The sequence below is a fragment of the Flexithrix dorotheae DSM 6795 genome (assembly GCF_000379765.1).
GTDB classification, from domain to species: Bacteria; Bacteroidota; Bacteroidia; order Cytophagales; family Flammeovirgaceae; genus Flexithrix; species Flexithrix dorotheae.
The window spans coordinates 277463-300188 of record NZ_KB903443.1; the positions used below are offsets into that span (position 1 = coordinate 277463).

16 protein-coding genes and 1 tRNA gene are annotated in these 22726 nt (G+C 37.4%); 14 read left to right on the forward strand and 3 right to left on the reverse strand.

Translation table 11 applies throughout. From position 1 onward, the window contains the following. From A3EM_RS0116700 to A3EM_RS0116710, 3 genes are all read left to right on the forward strand, one after another. Window positions 1–1167 (forward strand): mannonate dehydratase, encoded by a 1167-nt coding sequence (locus A3EM_RS0116700; protein WP_020529376.1) that lies wholly within the window; start codon window positions 1–3, stop codon window positions 1165–1167. 61 nt (window positions 1168–1228) lie between these two features. Beyond that, the gene (locus A3EM_RS0116705) at window positions 1229–2104 is read left to right on the forward strand and encodes an NAD(P)-dependent oxidoreductase (RefSeq protein ID WP_020529377.1); all 876 of its coding nucleotides are present in this window, start codon (window positions 1229–1231) and stop codon (window positions 2102–2104) included. 54 nt (window positions 2105–2158) lie between these two features. Next, entirely contained in the window at window positions 2159–3451 is a 1293-nt protein-coding gene (locus A3EM_RS0116710; protein WP_020529378.1) for an enolase C-terminal domain-like protein, read from the forward strand. Window positions 3452–3575: 124 nt separating this feature from the next. Here the strand turns inward: A3EM_RS0116710 and A3EM_RS0116715 are convergent, their stop codons facing one another. After that, a complete protein-coding gene (locus A3EM_RS0116715) occupies window positions 3576–7751 on the reverse strand; it encodes a hybrid sensor histidine kinase/response regulator transcription factor (protein ID WP_020529379.1) in 4176 nt (1391 codons plus the stop codon). 497 nt (window positions 7752–8248) lie between these two features. After that, a complete protein-coding gene (locus tag A3EM_RS0116725; protein ID WP_020529381.1) occupies window positions 8249–8725 on the reverse strand; it encodes a retropepsin-like aspartic protease in 477 nt (158 codons plus the stop codon). 802 nt (window positions 8726–9527) lie between these two features. Between A3EM_RS0116725 and A3EM_RS0116745 the strand changes: the two genes are divergently transcribed. The 6 genes from A3EM_RS0116745 to A3EM_RS0116770 all read left to right on the forward strand — a co-directional run bounded on the left by A3EM_RS0116745 (window position 9528) and on the right by A3EM_RS0116770 (window position 14445). Continuing rightward, complete coding sequence (locus A3EM_RS0116745) at window positions 9528–10412, forward strand: glycerophosphodiester phosphodiesterase (protein ID WP_020529385.1); 885 nt, start codon at window positions 9528–9530, stop codon at window positions 10410–10412. A gap of 45 nt (window positions 10413–10457) precedes the next feature. Continuing rightward, window positions 10458–11240 carry a LuxR C-terminal-related transcriptional regulator gene (locus A3EM_RS47075; protein ID WP_020529386.1) on the forward strand — a complete coding sequence of 261 codons (783 nt, stop codon included), beginning with the start codon at window positions 10458–10460 and terminating at the stop codon, window positions 11238–11240. Between the two features lie 145 nt (window positions 11241–11385). Then, window positions 11386–11916 (forward strand): hypothetical protein, encoded by a 531-nt coding sequence (locus A3EM_RS0116755; protein WP_020529387.1) that lies wholly within the window; start codon window positions 11386–11388, stop codon window positions 11914–11916. 91 nt (window positions 11917–12007) lie between these two features. After that, window positions 12008–12080: transfer RNA gene (locus tag A3EM_RS0116760), tRNA-Gln, on the forward strand. 376 nt (window positions 12081–12456) lie between these two features. Beyond that, complete coding sequence (locus tag A3EM_RS0116765; protein ID WP_020529388.1) at window positions 12457–13770, forward strand: hypothetical protein; 1314 nt, start codon at window positions 12457–12459, stop codon at window positions 13768–13770. Window positions 13771–13920: 150 nt separating this feature from the next. Further along, window positions 13921–14445 (forward strand): hypothetical protein, encoded by a 525-nt coding sequence (locus A3EM_RS0116770; protein ID WP_020529389.1) that lies wholly within the window; start codon window positions 13921–13923, stop codon window positions 14443–14445. Window positions 14446–14486: 41 nt separating this feature from the next. Here the strand turns inward: A3EM_RS0116770 and A3EM_RS0116775 are convergent, their stop codons facing one another. Continuing rightward, window positions 14487–14810, reverse strand: a complete 324-nt coding sequence (locus A3EM_RS0116775) for a hypothetical protein (RefSeq protein ID WP_020529390.1) — start codon at window positions 14808–14810, stop codon at window positions 14487–14489. 295 nt (window positions 14811–15105) lie between these two features. Between A3EM_RS0116775 and A3EM_RS0116780 the strand changes: the two genes are divergently transcribed. The 5 genes from A3EM_RS0116780 (at window position 15106) to A3EM_RS42680 (ending at window position 22644) form a co-directional block, all read left to right on the forward strand. Next, complete coding sequence (locus tag A3EM_RS0116780; RefSeq protein WP_083925250.1) at window positions 15106–16569, forward strand: S41 family peptidase; 1464 nt, start codon at window positions 15106–15108, stop codon at window positions 16567–16569. A gap of 559 nt (window positions 16570–17128) precedes the next feature. Next, entirely contained in the window at window positions 17129–18214 is a 1086-nt protein-coding gene (locus A3EM_RS0116790) for a pyridoxal-phosphate dependent enzyme (protein ID WP_020529393.1), read from the forward strand. Window positions 18215–18267: 53 nt separating this feature from the next. Continuing rightward, window positions 18268–19344, forward strand: a complete 1077-nt coding sequence (locus tag A3EM_RS0116795) for an N-acetyltransferase DgcN family protein (RefSeq protein ID WP_020529394.1) — start codon at window positions 18268–18270, stop codon at window positions 19342–19344. Beyond that, complete coding sequence (locus A3EM_RS0116800; protein ID WP_020529395.1) at window positions 19341–21686, forward strand: creatininase family protein; 2346 nt, start codon at window positions 19341–19343, stop codon at window positions 21684–21686. Before A3EM_RS0116795 ends, A3EM_RS0116800 begins: the two co-directional genes overlap by 4 nt. A 268-nt stretch (window positions 21687–21954) precedes the next feature. Further along, complete coding sequence (locus tag A3EM_RS42680; RefSeq protein ID WP_020529396.1) at window positions 21955–22644, forward strand: hypothetical protein; 690 nt, start codon at window positions 21955–21957, stop codon at window positions 22642–22644. The last annotated feature ends 82 nt before the right edge of the window (window positions 22645–22726 follow it).

Genomic DNA, 22726 nt, shown 5'->3' on the forward strand with positions numbered 1-22726 from the left:
ATGAAAAAAAACAACAATATTAACCGATCTAAAAGAAGAAATTTCTTTAAAAAATTAACAGTAGGCTCTCTGGGAGCCATAGCTTATGGTTGCAAAACTCCTGCCCCCGAGGAAAAAGTAGAAATGGCTTCCATGACACCAAAAAAAGAAGTGAAAATGAAAGTGGGTTGCCAGCATGGGGGAACAGGAAAAGAAAACCTGGAATACCTTGCCCGGCATGGTGTTTTTAATATTGATGGCGGTTCTCCAAAATTTATAGAAGGAGTAGGCTGGGATTTAGAGGATTCTCTTGCCAAAAAAGAGGCCTGTGAAAAATACGGAATCAGCCTGGATGCCTATCATCTGCCTTTATCTTCGGCAGGAATTGACAGGGTTTCCACCCCTAATATCTTCTTAGGGAAAAGCCCGGAAAGGGACAGGGAAATTGAACTGATTCAGCAAATGATTGAAGTTGCAGCAAAAACGGATGTCAAATTATTGCTGTACAACACTATTATTCATCCGGTTTTAAGAACAGGAAGAACCATAGATCCCAAAAGGGGGAATGCTTCTTATAGCACCTGGAATTACGAAGAGGCCCTGAAAACTAAGGACCAGAAAACTATAGCTGGTGATGTTTCTCTGGATATGATGTACGAAAGAATTACTTATTTTTTAGACCGGGTTCTTCCTGTAGCTGAGGAATTTGGGGTAAGGTTGGGAAATCATATCGCTGACCCTCCTACTCCACTTGGCTACAGAGGAATTGACCGATGGAACAGCCCTGATGTATTTGCCGGAATTAAAAGGTTTGCCCAATTGTATGACAGTCCTTCTCATGGATTTAATTTATGTCTGGGTTCTGTAGCAGAGGGATTGAAAGACCCCAAAACCGAAATTCTGCCTATCATCAAATGGGTTGGGGAAAGGAACCAAATTTTTAATATTCATATGAGAAATATTAAAGGTGGCTGGAATAATTTCATGGAAGTTTATCCTGACAATGGAGATATGGATTTTGTGCAGGTGGTAAGGGCGCTTAGAGATGTTGGTTATTCGGGAATGGTCATGCCAGATCATACACCAAAGCACGAAGATCCGGCTGCTGGTTTACAGGGACATGCTTTTTCTTTTGGCTATAATATCGCCTTGATTCAGGCGGTGGCTTCAGAAGGGCAGACTGCTTAAAACCAGTTAATCAATGAAAAACTAATCAAATCATTTTTAACTAAAAAATATAACACTACTCATGGAAAAAATTGGATTCATAGGTTTGGGAATAATGGGAAAACCCATGGCTTTGAATTTGGTAAAAGCCGGATATAAGGTACAAATTCTGGAATCAAGTGGAGCGGCCAAATCACTCTTAGATGCCGGTGCTGAGGCTTTCCCCAACAATAAGGAACTGGCAGCAGCCAGTGATATTATCATTACTATTGTACTAGATTCTCCTGAAGTAGAGGCAGTGGTTTTTGGTGAAAATGGTGTTTTGGAGGGCATTAAGTCCGGCTCATTATTCATCGATATGTCCACCATTGCCCCATCTACCGCAAAGAATATTTATGGTAAATTAAAGGGAAAAGGTGTTGAGGCACTCGATGCTCCGGTTTCAGGTGGGCAAGTGGGGGCTGAAGGAGGAACTTTATCCATAATGGTCGGGGGTAACCAAAAAGCTTTTGATCGAGCCTTGCCATTATTTGAAATCATGGGAAAAAGTGCAGTATTAATTGGAGATGCCGGGGCCGGTCAAACTACCAAAGCTTGTAATCAAATGATTGTGGGCATGACCATTCAGGCCGTTGCAGAAGCTTTCGCCCTGGCCAAAAAAGCGGATGTAAACCTAGAAAAAATGAGAGAAGCATTGTTGGGAGGATTCGCCCAAAGTCGTATTCTGGATTTACACGGACAAAGAATTATTGATGATAACTTCAAACCAGGTTTCAAAACCAAACTGCACCGTAAAGATATGAACATTGCCCTTCAGGCAGGAAAGGAATTTTCTGTTCCACTTCAGGGTACTGCTCAGGTGGCAGCCAATATGGATGCTTTACTGGGAATGGGCAAGGGAGAACTGGACCACAGTGCATTATATGTATTATTGGCCAAACTTTCAGGGATAGATTAAATTTAATCCAAATTTACCAATAACCTTTATTTCAATTAAATAAACTACCAGAAATTGAAGATATCAGACCTTATCATTACACAGATTGCCATTACAGATCCGCCCTTATTGAATGCGGCAGGACTTCATGCGCCTTATGCCCTGAGGATAATTGTAGAAGTGGTTACTGAGGAGGGAATAATCGGACTAAGTGAAATCCCGGGCAGTGAAAAAATCTTTCAGTCCCTGGAAAAAGCCAAGCCGTTTTTAATTGGGCAGGATGTTTTTCATCATCATGCCATCAAGCAGCTATTACAGGAAAATTTTGGGGATAATGATACAGACCAAAGAGGCGTAGCTCCCTGGGACCAACGGCTACTTGTACATCTTTTTAGTGCTATTGAAGTGGCTTGTCTGGATATAATAGGGAAAAAACTAAACCGGCCTGTGTTCGATCTTTTGGGAGGAAAATCAAGAGATAAAGTTCCTTTTGCGGCTTATTTATTTTACAAATACAAGGGAGCTGGTGGGAAACTGGAGTTTGAAACAGACCCAAAGGCTTCAGGGTGGGCAAAAGCCAGGCAGGAAGAAGCTCTTACCCCTGAGCAGATTGTGGCTCAGGCCAAAGCTATGTGTGAAGCATTTGGTTTTCAGTCCATCAAATTAAAAGGAGGTGCCCTTCCACCTGATGTGGAATGTGACAGTATGTTCGCCTTAAGAGATGCCTTTGGACCGGATGTTCCTTTGAGACTCGATCCAAATGCAATCTGGTCACTGGAAACAGGCATAAAATATGGGAAGAAAATGGAAGGAATTCTGGAATACTATGAAGATCCGGTGAGAGGGCAGGAAAATATGGCTGCTTTAAGCAAGGAGGTTAATATTCCCCTGGCTACAAATATGTGCACCACTTCATTTGATGATATTCCTAAAAGTATTGCATTAGGTTCTGAACAGATTATCCTCTCAGATCACCATTTCTGGGGAGGGCTGAGGGCTTCTATGGAATTGAATAAAATCTGTCAGGTTTTTGGCAGAGGATTTTCCATGCATTCCAACAGCCATTTGGGAATTTCCATGGCAGCAATGGCTCATTTGGGGGCTGCTGTTCCCTATTTGGATAATGCACTGGACACACATTACCCCTGGCAGTCAGAAGAGGATGAAGTGATAAAAGGAGGAAAAATTCCCATTGTGGATGGATACGTTACACCTCCGGCAGGGCCTGGGCTCGGGGTGGAGCTGGACAGGGAGAAATTAAAAAAGCTCCACCAAAACTATTTGGATTGTGGACTGAAAGAAAGGAATGATGAAATAGAAATGCAAAAGGTAGTTCCCGACTGGAAGTTTCAACTACAACGATGGTAGTTTTTTTGAAACAAAGTAGAAATAGACGGAGACATGATGGAAAAAGCTTGTGATCCGTCTATTTTCTTTTAACAATTTTCCGTGTATTTCTACCTGTTTTTAAGCAATCCTGATTATTGGTATTTTAACTTTTCCCTACCATAAATTCTGAAGGAGAGACGCCAAATTCTTTTTTAAAGCACTCTGCAAAATAAGACGGACTGTTGAAACCCGCTTCAAAAGCGATCTCGGAAATATTTCCGTAATTTTGCTCAATAAGTTGCTTGGCAAACTGCAACCTGTAGGACCGTATAAATTCAATAACCGACTTGTGGGTTATCGCCTTTATTTTTCTGTGGATTTGCGACCTGCTCATCCCAAATTCCTTAATGAAGGCCTCAGCATTAAAATTTGGATCAGATTTATGGGATTCTACTATTTCTATGGCTTTTTGTAAAAACTTCTCTTCCACAGAATTTACAGAAACCTTTTCGGTATAAATTACCTGTTCCTGTTCCACCTTTTCCTCAACACGTTTTTTCAATTCCAGCAGATTTTTAATTTTCAATTCCAATTCTACCAGATCGAATGGTTTGGTGATAAAATCATCTGCCCCGTTTTTAAGGCTTTCCATCTTGCTCCTTTCACCTGTTTTGGCAGTGAGCAGAATGACCGGAATATGATCAGTTTTATCATCGCCTTTTATCTGATGGCAAAGTTCCTGGCCATCTATTTCCGGCATCATCAAATCTGTAATAATCAGGTCCGGATGTTTTTTTCTGGCTAATACCAAACCAGCCATGCCATTTCTGGCTTCCAATATCTGATACTTTTCTTTCAGAGCATTCTTTAAAAAAGTCCTCATATCGGCATTGTCATCCACAATCAAAAGCTTGGGTAAGGCCGAAGACTTTTTATTTTTCACTACATCGTCATCAAAACCAATCTCTGTATCTTCAAGAATATTGGCAAAATTACTTACACAATAATTCTGGTGTTTAAACTGGACTAATTCAGCGGAGCTATAGTGCTCTTTTCCCACCGGCAATAAAATTGAAAATGTAGTACCCTCCCCTTCTTTACTTTTTACCCTTATCTTTCCTTTATGTAATTCTACCAATTCTTTCGTAAGGGCAAGACCTATTCCCGAACCTTCATTTTTCCGGTATTCACCTTGTTTTTCAGCCTGATAAAATCTATCGAAAATATGTGGGATAGCTTTCTCCGGAATACCAATCCCGGAGTCCTGAATGATAAATTCAACAAACAAATTATCATTTTTCTGCCAATTTTCCCTTAGCACATAATTATTCCAGTCAATATTTTTTGTATTAACTTCAAAGCGAATACTTCCTTCCCTGCCCGTAAACTTCAGGGCATTGCTCAAAAGATTGGTCAGCACTTTTTCCACTTTGTCCCCGTCAAAATAAGCCTGAAAAGAAAGGGTATCTGCATGAAAGCTGAAGTTTAAATTTTTCAGTTTGGCGGTGTTTTCAAAAGTATCCACCAAAGGTCTGATAAAGGAAATTAAATTACCCTTCCCAATACTCAATTGCATATTTCCCGATTCCAGCTTGGAAATGTCGAGCAACTGGTTGATCAGATTAAGCAGTTTTTGTGCATTTCGGGTCATTATATTGTATTGCAAATTCACATCTCCCTTAAATGTACCTGATTTCAGACTTCTAAGTGGCCCAAGAATTAAAGATAAAGGCGTCCGGAATTCGTGTGAAACCTGCGTGAAAAATTTTGATTTCAACTCACTAAGTTCCTGCAATTTGTGGGTTTCAATATCTTTGAGCCTGAATTGATTTTTAAGCCTTTCCTTATAGATAATTTGCCTTCTGGCAATCACCAGAATGGTTACCGAAAGTAAAAAATATCCCAAATAAGCCCACCAGGTTTTCCACGGAGGCGGAAGTATGGTAATTTTAATCGAAGTACCTGCTTCATTCCAGATATTATCATTATTGCAGGCTTTCACCCGGAATACATATTCACCAGGAGCCAGGTTGGTATAGGAAACAAACCTTCTTGTGCCTGACTCAATCCAGTTTTCATCCAGGTTCTCCATTTTATATTCATACCTGCTTTTTTGAGTGGGTGTAAAGTTCAGTGCGGCAAATTCAAAACTAAATACATTCTGGCAATGTAATAAAGTAATTTCATTAGTTTCCGAAATATGCTTTTTCAATGGAGAATTTTCTCCACCAATTTCCACAGGTTTGTTGAACAGTTGGAAATCAGTTACCACGACTTTGGGAATTTTAGGGTTCACTTTTATTTCCTCAGGTTTAAAAACCGTAAATCCGTTTATTCCCCCAAAATACATTTTCCCGGATTTTCCTTTAAAATAAGAACCCTGAATAAACTGGTTACTTTGCAGGCCATCACCGGAATCGAAGTTTCTAAACTGCCTGGTAAGTGGATTGAAACATGATAAACCTTTATTGGTACTCAACCACAATTTTCCCGAATAATCTTCCAAAATACCATAAACCACATTATTAGGCAATCCATCTTCAATAGAGAAGGAGTTGAGTATTTTGGTCTTGCGGTTGTATTTTTTTAATCCACTACTTGTACCCAGCCATAAATTGTTACTGGCATCTTCATAAATTACCCATACATCGTTTACGATTGAAGAAATTTCTGATGAATCACTAACCATATCAACATCAAGCACCAGACCATTTGCTTTATCGAAAGTTTTCAGGCCATCTCCTAGAGTCCCTACCCACAAGTTATTTTGCCTGTCTTCATAAATGGAAATAATATGATTTCCATTGCCGGGTAAAGAATCCTGGCAGCCCTCAAAAGAAATAAAAGCATCATTTTTTCTATCGTAAAGGCTCAACCCTCTTCCAAACGTCCCTATCCATAAGTTTTTTTCTGAATCTTCGAAAATACTCCAAATGTGTTCGCTGGAAATATTCCCTTTTTGTTCTCCAGACCCGGGCAGGTACCTGATAAACTTTTCGCTCCCCTTTTCTTTTTTATTTAAACCGCCATCCCAGGTGGCCGCCCAAAGATTTCCTTCAAAATCTTCAAGTAAATCCAACACCTTATTGCTACTTAAACTTTTTGTATCAAAAGGATCATGTTTAAAGTGTTCAAAACTGTTTTCCTTTTTCTGAAATAAATTTATTCCTCCCCCGTCTGTAGCAATCCAAATATCCCCATTTTCTCTTTCGTAAAAGCCATTTACCGCACCGTTATTCAAGCTGTTTTTGTTGGGGAAACCGGGGCGATAATGTTTAAAATATTGTCGGGAGGGATTGGCATAACACAAACCACCCCAGGCCAGAGCTCCCACCCAAATATTACCATCTCTGTCTTCAAACAGACATTTTAGGGCATTACTCTGAAGGCTGTAAGGGTTATTCACTTCATGCCCAAACCGTGTGAAAGCATGATGTTTTTTATCAAATAAATTGAGCCCTCCTCCATCGGTAGCCACCCATACTTTTTGATTACTATCCTCAATGATCGCCCTGATTGAATTATGGGAAAGGCTGTTTTGCTCCTCTGGCTGGTATCTTAAACTCAAAACACTTTTTTCATACAAATTATAAATAATGATCCCATTTTTTTCGGTACCCAGCCAAATATTCCCCTGGGAATCCTCCGTAATAGTATTTACCAGAGTTTTAGCTAAACCATTGTTTATATTTAATGTATTTTGTAAAGTACCATTTTTTGAATTTAGAATAAATACTCCCTTGTCGGTACCTATCCAGAGCTGCTCATGGCTATCCCGAAGGAGCGAATAAATATTTCGTGCTGTATCCAGGTCGGCATTTTGTCCAGCAAGTTGACTAAAATTTATTCGTTGAAAGGTTTGAGAAACCGAATCAAATTTATTTAGGCCTTCCTCAGTTCCCACCCAAATATGACCTTCCCCGTCCTCTTCTATGCTGGTTATATAATTTCCATTTAGGCTGTAAGGGTTACCTTCATCTACATTATATCTGCTGAAATTATTCTGGTACCGATTAAATAAATTCAATCCATCACGGGTACCCACCCATAGATTTCCTTTACTGTCTTCAAATAAAGTCGTTACCACAATATCAGAAAGGCTTGTGGAATCAGCCGGATCAGATTTAAAAACCGAAAATTTATGACCATCATATTTGTTTAGTCCCTCCCAGGTTCCAAACCACATAAAGCCTTTATTGTCTTGTAAGATACAGTTTATGTTATTCTGAGAAAGTCCATTTTCAATAGAAAGACGATTGAATTTAAGGTAAGGCTTTGGGTTTGGGGTCCACCAAAAGCTGGATAAGGTTAGTACCAGAAAAATAGAATATACTTTCATTTAAAAAAAATTATTTTTGGCTAGTGCAACAAGCATGAAACCGGTGAGGTGTTACAGCAAATTAACAAACTGATTATTCTCACCAAACTTATTTCATTTAATTTAATGTTTGTGGCACTAGTTCTGTTTTGGTAAATACTGTGGTTACCACCCTCCCTCCATACCTTGTCACATTCTGGTATAAAAAACCGGGCAAAATTAATCCTTTCTTCAGCAAGAAGGAACATAGGCTATTTTTACCCCAAAAAGGGCTATACTTTGTTAATCTATTTGATCCTTGGCAGTTTTCAGGATGATTTAAATCACCCATTAATAGGTATACATTGTTAAAGTTAGTATTTTGCCTCATCAAAAAATAGGAAAAAACGGACAAGGCCTGTTTGGGAAAGATGTATTTTGTAAAGTTTCTCATCTGCTGGTTATTATAATTTACCTGTACTATTACATGAATTCATCAAATTTAATTAAAGAATCTGAAGGAATTTTATATAAAAGAATTATCTGGAAAGTCCCAGAAGTTCCTGCTCGTAGTCTATCTCAAATCCATACTTTTTCAGCAGATCCGAGCCTATAATGCCAGAAATTTTCAGTCCGGTGTTTCTTGCCACAGATTCGGTTATGTTGGTAAGATCAATAGCATAAATATTTCCGGTAAGAGGAATTTTATTTATCCTTACATCCAAATCTCTTACCTCCCACAACCTGGCAGCTCTTCCGCTAAATCCAACTATACTTTTTTGAGAATCGGGAAAGGCAAGTTTATAAGCATACTTTTTAGCATCCTTCGAGTGAAGCATACTGACATCAGCCCCTGTATCTATCAGGAAAAAGGCATTTTGCCCATTAATTTTTCCCTTCACCACCGGCTTGGCTTTTAAACTTGAAATTTTCATGTATACTTTTTCTTCCTTGTTTTTATTACTGGTAAAAAACACCAACGAGCTTAGTAAAATTAAAAGAACGGACTTTTTCATGATCAAAAAATGATTTAGGTTTCGTAAACATTTTAATTTTGATAGTAAAGGATAATGTGAACTAAGAAACGGTATGTTTTATTGGTAAAAAAGCGGTAAGTGCCTTGCCAATTTCCTTAAAATTAATTGGCTGTTCACAAGATTTTCTCTTATCTCTAATTAAAAAATAATGAATGAATCTGTCCTCCAAATTCATTGCTTTTGAACTAAGAAAATAAGGCAAAAAATCGCGAATAATTTCGCACCTCCCAATAAGGATTGTTGTATTTGATAATAGACCTGGATATTAAATGATATTCATTTTAACTCAGCAAGGGCAAAAGCATAGACTACTCCTGTACAGCTCATCCTGGTTTGAGTTGTTTTTGTGGTAAATTAGTTGAGAAAGGTAATTATACAGTACCAAAGATAGGATTTAGATTCCCAAAAAGCTATAACAAATTGCCCAAAAGTTGGGATAAATGTTCCAAATCCTGTTATTTTTTCATTATGTTGCCAATATACTTGGTGTAATGAAGGATTTAATTTATTTTTCATATACCTTACCACAAAGCACAAAAAACTGATATTGGTTGTGAATTTAGATTTTACCAGAAGCAAAAAAATGTTTAATTGATCATTTGGATGGACGAATACTGTCAAACAGAAAAATCATAAACCTGAATCTTTTTTAGAATTGCAATCAGCACATGGAAAAATGAAGTTTCGGAGGAATTTTTAAGCCTGAAAATTCCGGAATTTTACTAATTTTTTTAATTTTCATCTCCATGGTTAAACTAAATTCCTGGCACTTTTTAAACAAATGAAGAAATTTGTATTTTTTACTATTCTTATCATTATTTCAGTAATTCTGATTGCCCTGAGAGGCTTTTTTTTAAATTCATTTTACGAAGTTCCCGAAATCACTGCTTTGAAAAACAAAAAAATAACCATAATAGCCCATAGAGGGGCCTCTGGCCATGCCCCTGAAAATACCCTTGCTGCATTTTCCAAAGCATTGGAAATGGAGTCGGATGTGATAGAACTGGATATCCACCTTTCAAAAGATGGTGAGGTAGTAGTAATACATGATGCCACTGTAGACCGGACTACCGATGGTTTCGGTCTGGTGAACGAACTTACACTTCCGGCACTCAAAAAATTTGATGCCGGAAAATGGTATGGTGAAGATTTTACTGGGGAAAAAATCCCGACACTGAAGGAATCTCTTCAATTGATAAATGGAAAAGCAAAAGCTTTAATTGAAATCAAAACCGGATCAGACGGATATATTTATACCAATATTGAAAAGAAAACCATAGAAATAGTAAAAGAACTTGATGCAATGGATTGGTGTATTATTCAATCCTTTGAGCCTTATTATTTACAAACAGCCAGAAAGTATAGTGAAGAAATTGAAATTCAAAGACTACTGTTTTCTGATTTTAGCCCATTTCCTTTTTTCTCTGACACCAGCCTGAAAGCAGGGGATTTTGTTGAACATGAAGTAAGGTACACCGCTATCAACCCCCACTTCATGTCTCTGACAAAAGGAAAAGTGGCCACCCTTCATGAAAGAGGATTTAAAACCTTTCCCTATACGGTGAATAAAGCAGACGAAATGAAAAAACTAATGGCTATGGGAGTAGATGGAATTATTACCAATTACCCAGATGTACTCAAAAGTATTTTGGATGATATTCCCTAATGCATCATTTTTAAAAAGAGAAAGTTCTACTTTTTAAGCAAAAAAATGGATGAAGAAAAAAAGAAGGCAATCGACAAATTAAAAATGTTATGGCGTGAGAAAACTCCTCTCACCAACATGGTAGAAGGTTATCCTGAAGAGGCTATTCTTCATCAAATTGCCAGCTTTTTTGCTCCGGGAAGCTACTATTATTACATTTTCAACTTTTCTACCCTGCAAATTGAATATGTTCATCCGAATGTGGAAAGTGTATTGGGCTTAAAACCAATAGAGTTTACTGTAGAAAAGATTCTTTCTCTTTATCACCCGGAAGACCTGGAGATGATGCATAAAAAAGAAAAACTGGCTATCGATTTTCTATTCAATTATCTTCCTCCTGGTGACATTATAAAGTATAAATGTGTCTATCTAAACAGAATCAGGAAAACTGATAATACCTATACTACTATTTTGCATCAGGCAAAAGCCATTTCTCTCGATGAAAATGGCAGAATTCAAAAAGTACTTGGTGTGCACACAGATATCACCTACCTCTCTCCTACCATCGATCATAAAATCTCCTTTATTGCCGAAACTAAACCCTCTTTTTATTCTTTGGACCCTAATGTGCCCAAATTTGAAAAAATCACTAATTCAAATTTTTTCACTACCCGTGAGTTAGAAATTATTCAATTACTTTCAGAGGGAAAATCCACAAAAGAAATCGCTGATTTTCTTTCCGTTTCCATCCATACTATTTCCACTCATAAAAAGAATATCCTCAAGAAATCGAAAGCTGCCAACACTACTCAACTGATTGCAGATTGTATTAGAAATGGCATCATCTAAAGCAAATTCAAGTGATGTAAAGATTAATTCTCATTTCTTTTTGTTGATTTCTGGGAATTAATGGTTATTCTTAAGCCTGGGAAAAAGAGGGCTATCCATAGAAAAGCTTTCCTCCATAGAGGATCATAAAAAATTAACCAATTAATTGAAGTATCAATATTTTTTAAGAGAAGACAATTCCCCCAGGAATATTATTATTCCTATGGAAAGTGAGGAAATAAGCAGACAAAAGGAGCTGTATTTTTCTTATTCATATAATTATGAATGGCTGGGGAAGGAAAAAAATTCTTTAGGAAAATACTATTTGAACTATGGGGAATTTATGGAGCTAACCGAAAATGAAATAATCATCTTTAAAGATAAAAAAATGCACTTTTTCCCTTTAAAACAAGTAAAACCTATTGAAATAAATTTCAGGTATTTTATCATTCCCCTCATAACCGGTGGCATCGTCACCCCACTATCCCTGGTTGCCTTTTTCAACCAGTTTTTACCCAGATGGCCGGGAATCGCTTTTATTTTTGTGGGCGCTATGCTTATTTACTACGGTCTGAAAGGCACGTATCAGGTGGCCATTAAAACCTGGAATGATCAATATGCTTTTTTTGTAGATGAGAAAAATAGTGAACTGGAGGCCTTCATCAAAAAAATTAATCACCTGATTTACAGGAAGTAAGCTATTAATTGAAGAAAAATAAAAGAAATGTTTTGCAAAAATAAGACAATGACTTACTTTTGTGGCTCGATTTAGCACAAAGCTGCTAGACAGACCCATGGTGTAATTGGCAACACGTCTGATTTTGGTTCAGAAGAGTTCAGGTTCGACCCCTGATGGGTCTGCAAAGTTCAAGTCTTAAGCCTCATAATTTTAATAAATTATGAGGCTTTTTTAATTCCCATTGATTACATTTGTCAAAGAGATTATTACTATCATACACCCTACCTTATTCTTACCTTTTCGCTGTGTAATTTTTAACTATCATTTACCAAAATCCCTAAAAATTGGGAGAGAGTGATACCCCTATCCTTTATAACTTGTCGAAAAATTTGGCTGTGTATTTTTTCCCAATCAATTAATCTGTTGTTCATATTTTCAAAATATAGAACGCTTACTTTTTTGGCTGATAAACAAACTAAATACAACACTTAATTTAAAGGCAAACAAAATTCTATCAACTAAGTTAAATTTAACTGTTACTTCCTAATTGACCTAAAAATGAAAACTATTTTATTATTCTGCCTGGTACTTGCAGAATTTTCAACCTTTGCTTCAGCTCCTAAAGCGAGCCTTAGTGGAAAAATTGAACTACCCGAATCCGTCCTTCCTAACCAGGATATCCATGTAAATTTATATGTTGGAATAAACCCTGCCCTTCCCAGAGACAAATGGGGGGAACCCATGCAACAATTAACTGTGAAAGCAGGGAAATTTAGTATTAATGCCCCTGTGGGAAACTATTTCCTCACTATTTCTTCTTTCAATTGCAATCCATATGAATTACCTATTGTAATAGGCAAAGATTATGAGAGTTTTTCGGTAGAACTTGCTCCGCTTAACATCCCGCCCGACATCAATACGGTGGAATTATACCTGATGAACAAGGGTGAGAATCGTCCAAAAAAATACGAAATGGTTCTTAAAGGCAGCAGATGGTTGCCCAAAGACAGCCTGCAGCTGGAAAAGGGACAGCAATATTTTTTCATTTTGAACAACAACAATATTCCTGTTTACCGGCCTGATAAACTTGTGAATTTTTCTATTGAGAAAAGTTGTTTTCAAAACTTTTATAATAATGGAGAAATTGAATTTGAACCTCATACTATTCCACAACCCTATGTGGCTTCCAAAGGACAATGGAAAGGAAATTCTTTAAATCCGGAATATAGTAAGGTTGTATCAGAGCTTAATCAGTGGAAAAAAGATTATCAGAAAATATTTGCCGGTTTCCTAAAGGGGGAAATCACAGAAAAAGATCCAGCTTACCTTGCTTTTATAGACGATTTTGAGTCAATCCAGGAAAAATACAGCCATCAATTCCCGCAGTTATTTATTGAAAAGAAATTATTTTTAATGGATAGCGCCTCAAGCATAAAAAAAGCGCTGGATTCAAAAGATCTGACTGAAAAAACCAAAATGATTCAGTCTGAAGAATTCACGACTTACTTAATGGAATATATGGCTCTAGTTGATCGCCTAAGTCCTGATTCTCCATTTTTGGAAGGAGGTTTTATCAACTCTCTAATATCATTTGAGCAAATCATTATGAACAATAGCCTGACAGATGCTCAAAAAAACACATTGGGACTTTCCTCAGATAAAATTGAAAATTTATTCCAAAAGTTTTTACAATCGGAAAGCCCTTATGCATTGGCGAATATTAAATACATTTTGGGCACATACTATAGTGAGAAAGGTGAATTAGAAAAAGGAGAAATTCTTTTAAATGCAATTAAATCGGATTGCCCCTATCACTATACCATAACCAAAGGCATTCTGGATCAGGAAATACTGGGAATGAAATCCAACTAAATTTTAGATTTCCCGGAATGGGTTTGATTATATCTCCTTAAAGGAAATATGATTAGACCCTTTTTTATTGCACAAAGTATATTGGCAAAATTATTATTTTAGGTAAATTGAGCACAAAATCAGATTCAACTTCATCAACTACCTAAAACCATGAAAAAAGCTTTCCTGTTTATTAAAAAAGAGTTTATGGAAATGCTTCCACCCACTATCTTTTTCCTGATCATTTTTCACATTACAGCTTTTATCCGTGCCCTTATGGCTGAGCAATATGGGATAACAATTACCTCTACTGCATATGCCACTATTGGAGCATTAATCGTTGGGAAAGCCATATTAATTGCAGATAAATTTCCCATCCTTCGGATTTTTAAGGATAAACTGGCGATTTATAATGTATTGTGGAAAGTATTTATCTACTTCTTCATCGTATTGTTGTTCCAGTTTGCGGAGGAAATGATTCCATTAATTTCCGAGCATGGTTCATTTAATGAGGCCTTTCATCACCTGGCTTCAGAAATAAAATGGCCAAGATTTTGGGCAACACATATCTTCCTCATGCTTTTCCTTATCATTTATGTAGTTTCAGTTGAAGTAATCAAGATTATTGGAAGAGAAAATTTTATTAAAATATTCTTTGGTTTGAAAGACAATAAACCGGAAAACACACAGAATTGATATTTTCAGAAATCAATTAAAAGTTGATTTTATTAAAAACATCAATTTAATTTTCGGGTATTTTCTAAAGCCTGATGTGTATAGCTTTCCCAAAGTCTCTTTTCCTGTTCTGGCACCACAAACCAACCACTTAAAGATCCCTTATTTTTAAATGGATTGAAAACATGTATGCCTTTACTTTCGGAAGTATCCGGATCAAAATCCTTTCCCAAGCGAAAGACCATATCCCCATTTTTAGAGAAAAAGGCAAAGACTTTATCCTTCACTTTAATGGCCTGGGAACTCATCATTTTTCCAGGCTGCACATCGGGGTATTTTGTTGAATAATCAGTAGTTATCTTTTCAAATAGTGCTTTTCCTTCCATTTTTCATAGTTTTTCAGGTTAGACGAATGAGAATCCAAAATCAGACAGGGTTTGATCATTAATTCCAAAAACAAAAACTTTTTTAGCTGATTCAGCTTAAATTATTGCATATCCAAACAAATCCTAACTTGTTTTAACAATTGTTTTCCCTAAATTAAGATTGGAAATCATTTTGTATTTTTATACTCAACTGAAACCAGCATGTTGCCAGACTGATAATCTGATAACATCAATTAATAAACTAACAGGTTTTAGCCCGTAGAGACGGGTTGAAAAAACCAAAATAGAAGATAAAATGCTAAACTATTACTTAACCCTTATTTTGGGTTTGCTAATGGCTTCACCGCTGTTCGCTCAAAATGAGATCATTACGAATTATGACTTCAACCAAAAAATCCCGGTTGAGCAATTGCGAGAGGATTTCGTATTTTACACTTCCTTGTTGGAAAAACACCATCCAGCCCTCTTTAAATATCAGACTGAAAAAGAATGGGAAGATTTTCTTCTGGCCTCATCTGCACAAATAAATTGTGCAATGACCGAGCATGAATTTTTCAGCATTATCAGTAAAGTGAATGCAAAAATCAGATGTGGTCATTCATATATCAAACCTTCCGCAACCCACCATTACTATAGAGATACTCAACTGAAATTATTTCCCATTGACATCAAATTGATTGATGGGGAAATTGTTATTGAAGAAAATTTCAGCGAATTTCCTTTTGAAACAGGTTCGAAAATCCTGGCGATTAATGGGGTAAAAGCCGATAAACTTATCGAAGAATTAAAAAAACACATTCCTGCGGACGGCTTTTCCGAAACTGGCAAACACCATGAACTGGATAACTGGTTTTGGTTGTATTATAGCTTTCAGTATGGTTATCCTCAAATTTTCTCCATTACCTATTCCAAACCAGCATCTGCAGAAACAGTTAAAATTTTTGTGCCAGGAGTTGCCAGAGAAGACTTTTTTAAAGAAGAAAACCAACCTCCTGTTTCCTTTCAGTTACTTAATAGTCCTCACAATGAAAATATTGGCTACTTAAAAATTAATAGTTTTGTCAATAAAGATCAGATAAAATTCAAAAAAGCACTAGAAGGGATTTTTAAGGATTTAAATAAAAAGCAAACTACTCGGCTTATCATTGATCTAAGAGGAAATCCCGGGGGAAGGGATATCTATGGAGCAGAATTATTTTCCTATCTCACTCAAAAACCTTTTCACTATTATGATGAACTTTTACTTAAAAAGCCTTCAAAAAAATACCTGAAATGGTACCATAAATTAAAGTTTAATATTTCGCCAAAGGATGACGAACTTTATAATTACACCAGTCACCAAAACTTAAGACTGATACAACCCAAAACAGCCAATTACTCAGGAATGGTTTATTTCCTGATTGATGGAGGAACATTTTCAGCAGCTACAGAAGTTTCTTCCATCGCCTACGCACAGGAAAGAGGTGTTTTCATTGGAGAAGCTACAGGAGGCGGACTGGTTGGGAATTCATCAGGATTTTCTGTTTTGGAAACTTTACCTAATTCAAAAATTGGGGTGTCCATTCCAGCCATATGGCACCAAATGGCCATTAGCCAATTACCGGATGACAATGCCGGCTTACCCCCCCATTACCTGGTTCAAACTACCATCTCTGATTTAATTGAAAAAAGAGATGCAGTTTTGGAATTCACCATCCAGCTAATTGATCACAATATCAATACTGTAAGTAAAAATGCAGGAAAGTTATTGGTGGAGTAGAAGTTGATAATTGTATTTCGAGCATTTCAAATGCTCTCCCCCGATTTCGATTAACATGCAATTGCTGCCGAGCTTTTCCTGTTTACTGGCTCAGGAGCAATTGTATTGCAACTGTAACAAATATGGTATTTGTAATGCCAGGATAATTTTATTTAAAATGAAATTATCCTGGTTTAAGTATAAGCAAAACGACTACTTAAACCTAACCAATAATTGAAAGCTTGTAACTTTCATTATTCCATTCCCAAAAAACTTTCATTTTTTTCCTCTAATAATGTGACCTTTTTATTGCGCTTCGTAATGGTGTTGTTTATCCCACAATTCTCTTAGAAATGGATGAAAAATATTGCCAAAAAATTTTGAAATCATTCAATGATCTTGGCATAAAAGCGCAAAAACAATTAAATTATGGATATATTAACTACAAAAAAAATGGTGTGGGAATATGTAAGTTATTTGCCACTTAGAATCCGGGCACTTACAATTAATTTCCTATGTAAACCATTAGTAGTTCACTTTAAAAACTGGTTTGGCTAGCGCCTTATATTTTATTAGATAATTGAAACAGCTAAAAAACGAAATCGGAAATTTGCTGGATGGAGCCACTGGAAGTGGTGCGGCAATTTCCCTGGAATCGCTTGAACTAAGCAAAATAGTTAAAGACCTTTCCCAACCTACCATTGAAAGGATTAATTCCTTTGAAGATATCATTAACATTGAAGTAGGAGATACTTCCCTTACCCGGGCCAGAAATGTAGAAAGGGAAACCGGCCTGCGTCAAATCTTCCTGAAATTTGAGGGTGGAAACCCCACCGGCACACAAAAAGACAGAATTGCTTTTGCGCAGTGCCTTGATGCTTTGCGAAGGGGCTATGATACAGTCACGCTGGCAACCTGCGGAAACTATGGGGCTTCTATGGCATTAGCGGCTTGGCTTGCTGGTTTAAAATGTGTGGTTTGTATTCCTGAAGCTTACCATACCGAGCGGATAAAAGATATGGAAAAGTTTGGAGTGACCATTTCCAGAACTCCCGGGGCCTATGAAGATGCCGTGCTGTTTTCCCAAAGATTAGCGGAAAAAGAAGAGTTTTACGATGCCAACCCCGGTGGAATAAACACTGCACTTCAATTGCAGGCTTATGGTGAACTGGCTTTTGAAATTTATGATATATTGCGTGATGCACCAAAGGTTGTAGCGGCTCCAGTTTCCAATGGGACACTTCTGGCAGGCATCTATCGTGGGTTTGTCAGTTTATATAAAAGAGGAAAAACTTCCAGAATTCCCAAAATGATAGGTGCATCCTCCACCAATAAAAACCCTATTATTCTTTCTTTCAAAAAAGGTTTGGACCACTGCATTGACCTTTCTCCTGAATCCATCAAGGAGACTAAAATTAACGAGCCTCTGATCAACTGGCATTCTTATGATGGGGAAGAAGCTTTGCATGCCATTAACCATTCAAAAGGCTGGGCAACCTGGGCCAGTGATAACAAACTGTCGCACTACAGCAAATTGCTGAAGGAAAAAGAAGGACTAAATGTGCTTCCGGCCTCTACGGCTGGTTTGGTGGGCTTGTTGGAAATGCATAAAACAATGCCTTTTGAAGGAGATCGGTTTGTGGCGATTCTGACCGGAAGGAAGTAATCCTTTCAACAAAAAAAAAGTCTTTCATTCAACAAAAAATTTAAAAAAATAAAATGGATAGAATAATTGATGGAAATGCCATTGTTTATTGCCAGGGTGCTTTCAATACACCTAATGGAAAAACTGCTCATGGTCTGGTGAGATTTACGGAAAGATATAATGTAGTGGCTGTGGTAGATTCTAATTATGCGGGAAAAGATGCAGGAGAAGTGTTAGATGGCAAAAAAGCGGATATTCCCATATTTGGTCATTTAAAGAAGGCGGTAGATTTCGCCAGAAAAAAAGGCAATCCGGCAAAATATCTGGTCATTGGCATTGCTCCTGATGGCGGAAAGTTATCAAAACCTGCCCGGGAAGATGTACTTCAGGCCTTAACTTTTGGGCTAAATGTAGATTGTGGCCTGCACGATTTTCTTACCGAAGACAAAGAAATCAGGAAAACAGCAGAGAAATATAAATGTACTGTAAGAGATATCAGAAAGCCTCCAAAGCGATCTGACCTACATTTCTTTTCAGGAGAAATTGAAAAAGTGGACTGCCTGAAACTTGCTACGCTGGGCACAGATTCAGCTGTGGGAAAAAGAACTACAGCCTGGCTGGTAGTCCATGGCTTAAGAAAAGCAGGCTTTAAGGCAGAACTTATTGGTACTGGGCAAACGGCCTGGATGCAGGGCGCAAAATATTCCCTTGTACTGGATTCACTGATTAATGATTTTGTATCGGGAGAAATTGAGCATGCAGTAGTTGAAGCCTGGAAAAATGAAAAACCTGATGTGATCGTAATCGAAGGTCAGGGCAGTTTAATGAATCCTGCCTATCCGGGTGGGTTTGAAATTTTAGCAGCAGGCCGACCTGACTATGTCTTGTTACAACATGCCCCGGCCAGATTGGAATACGATGGTTTTCCCGGTTATCCCTTGCACCCACTACCTCACCAAATTCAGGCAATTGAAGTGATTTCAGGTAAAAAGGTGATGGCAGTAACCGTAAACCATGAAGAAATGAAAGCAGAAGAAGTGCCTGCAGCCTGTGAAAAAATCACACGGGAAACGGGATTACCAGCCACAGATGTCCTACTGGATGGCCCAGAAAAATTATTAGAAAGCATTATCCCATTAATCAAAAAATGACCGAATCTAAAAAAGTAGATAAAAATTCTTTAGTCGTATTTAAACACCTGAAAGTTGGCCCCCTTTTAATAGAAAAAAAGCGTGTGAAAGCACCTTATGAAGTGCTAAAAAAGGATGGAAGCATTGAAACCAACGAATTAATTTATGCTTACGAAGAGGATGTTTTTGATCCCAAAAAATCGGAAAGTGTAAACCTGGCTTCTGTGATAGCTGCCCAGGTGGCAATTAACTATGGTTTATTTTGTGAAGAAATCATTTTCGATGGGATTTATGATGATTCTGACAAACGGTTCATTTCCGATATGATGGAAAACACCAGTCGGGAGATTTTTGTGAATAAAATTTTAATGCCGAATGAATTCCTGAAGGATGATTTTAGGAATATACAACCGGAAAAAAAGAACAGGTATACTGCGGCTAATCTGCTTTTTTTAGACTCCGACTACAAACACCTGAATCTGGACTGGAGTTTTCGGGAAAAAGATGAAAATGGATTCGCCATCCTGAGTAGTGGAGGAAAGGACAGCCTGCTTTCCTATGGTTTAATGAAAGAAATGGGTAAAAACGTCCATCCTGTTTTTGTGAATGAATCCGGCCGGCATTGGTTCACCGCTATTAATGCCTATCGGCACATGAAGGAAACTGAGTCCAATACCAGCAGGGTTTGGTGCAACAGTGACAGGATTTTCAACTGGATGCTACGCCAAATGCCTTTTATTAAGGAAGATTTTAATAAAATGAGGGCGGATATGTATCCTATCCGGCTGTGGACAGTTGCAGTATTTTTATTTGGGGTATTGCCCGTTTCCAAAAAAAGAGGCGTAAGAAATATTTTGATCGGGGATGAATACGATACCACTGTAAAATCAAATTATCAGGGTATTACTCATTACAATTCATTGTACGATCAGAGTAAGTATTTTGACAATGCCCTTACCCGGTATTTCATGAAAAAGGGCTGGAATATGTATCAGTATTCCATTCTGAGAAGTTTATCAGAATTATTAATTCTAAAAATTCTGGTAAAAAGGTATCCGGAGCTGCAAAAGCATCAGACTTCCTGCCATGCCACCCATGAAAAGGATGGAAAAATTTATCCCTGTGGAAATTGCGAAAAATGCCGAAGAATTGTGGGTATGCTCAAGTCTCTTGATGAGGATCCACAAAGGTGTGGATATACCCCGGAGCAAATTGAAAAATGCCTGAAAAGTCTGGAGCACAACAAGGTAAAACAAATTGGTCCTGATGCTGCCCAACTGTATCATTTGCTTTTAGAAAAAGGACTAATTGCCCAAAACGAACACACCAAAAAACTGGCTAAACAACATGAAGAAATTTTAAATCTGAGATTCGATAATGAAAGGTCATTAATTTCAGATTTACCTTCTGGTATCCGAGAAGAAATGTTTAAAATTTACCTGGAATATGCGGATGGATCGGTGGTTTTGCAAAACAGGAAATGGAACAAAATTGACCTTTTAAATAGTCCAATAATTAAACAACCTTATCCATTTGAATTGAAATTGGAACCAAATACCAACAATGGTCAGGCCAAAAAAGACAATGGCCACCTATGGGAAAAACTCACCTGGGAAGAACTGGATGAAAAGCTTAAAGTATCTGATACAGCCATTTTACCCTGTGGTGCTATAGAACAGCACGGTCCACACTTGCCTGTGGATATCGATTACTATGATGCAAATTACCTGGCCAGGAAAGTAGCAGAAGCCTGCAGTGAACCAAAACCTCTGGTAATTCCTCCAATCCCCTTTGGCGTCTCCTATCATCATGAAGACTTTAAAGGTACGATTAGTGTGAGTAATGATGCGCTTTCAAAATTTGTATATGATATTGGGATGAGCCTTGCCCAAAACGGTATTAAAAAACTGATCATTATCAATGGACATGGGGACAATGCCCCTACCCTGAATTATGCTGCACAAATGATCAACCGGGATGCCCATATCTTTGTATGTGTAGATACCGGGGAAACAAGTGATGAGGATTTGTATCATTTAATTGATACACCTAATGATATTCATGCCGGGGAAATAGAAACCAGTACCACATTGGCTTTGCGACCGGAAATGGTGAAAATGGACAAAGCCGTAAACGAAACCCTGAAATTTGGCAGCACATACCTTGATTTTACGTCCGAAAGAAGTGTTTCCTGGTATGTAAGAACCAAGAAAATTTCCGAATCGGGCATTATGGGGGATCCTACCAAAGCCACTGCTGAAAAAGGCAAAAAGATGTGGGACATTATGATTGCCCATTTGGTGAAATTTGTGGAGGAAATCAAAAGCAGCAAACTGGAAGATCTTTATCAGAAAAGGTATTGAAAACCGGACGGAAAGTTCAGGCTAACGGGAAGCTTTAGAGTACAAAGGATGGAAAAAGCTTCAGTATTCGCTTTTGCTTATAATTAAGCCAGAAAAAAATTTGAATGTAATTAATTCTGGTGAAAATGGACTAACTGCATAAATATTTGTAATTTGAATGAGGAGATATTTCGTTCAGGAATTCTCCTCATTCAAAAAATGTTTTCACAGAACAGTCCATAATTTTTATAGTCTGTTCTGATTTCCTCTAACCCTAACCAATATCGCCATGCAAGACAATCCTTTTGTAAGATACCGAAGATTTAACACTCAGGAAGAAGTATTGGATATTATTGATTTATTACAAAAAGAAAACATCCCATTTGAAGTTTCTGATGAATCCCCAGTATTTGACCTGACCTTTTCCCCCAACAATGAATTGGTAAAAGAATATCATCTGAAGCTAAAGGGAGAAGATTTTAGCAAGGTAGATAAATTATTAAATGAAGAAGCCAAGGAAGATATACATAATGTAAAACCAGATTATTATCTTTTCGAATTTACTGAACCTGAGTTGGTGGAAATTCTGATGAAACCTGACGAATGGAGTCCTTTCGATTTTCAACTTGCACGTGATATTCTCGAACATAAAGGCCGTACTTTTACAGATGAGGAGCTTAATCTGCTCAGGAAACAAAGGATAAAAAAACTGGCTCAACCTGAAAAAAATATTACTCCATGGATTGTTGCAGGGTATATTTTCGCCCTTCTTGGTGGAGCACTTGGTGTGTTTATTGGCTGGTATGTGGTCTCATTCAAAAAAGTGCTTCCCAATGGAAAGAAAGTAAATGCCTTTAGCGAAAAAGACAGAACTCATGGAAAAATCATCCTTTTCACCGGACTGATATTTTTCTTTGTGAGTATCTGGTTCAACTTTTACGATACCATTTTTATGTGGTGGAATCAGACGGAATGGTAAAGCTTTAATACATCATTTTTCCTGAGCAAGGTTTCGTCTGGATAGCAATTCCTAATGTGATAAAAAAAGGATGTCCTGGCAG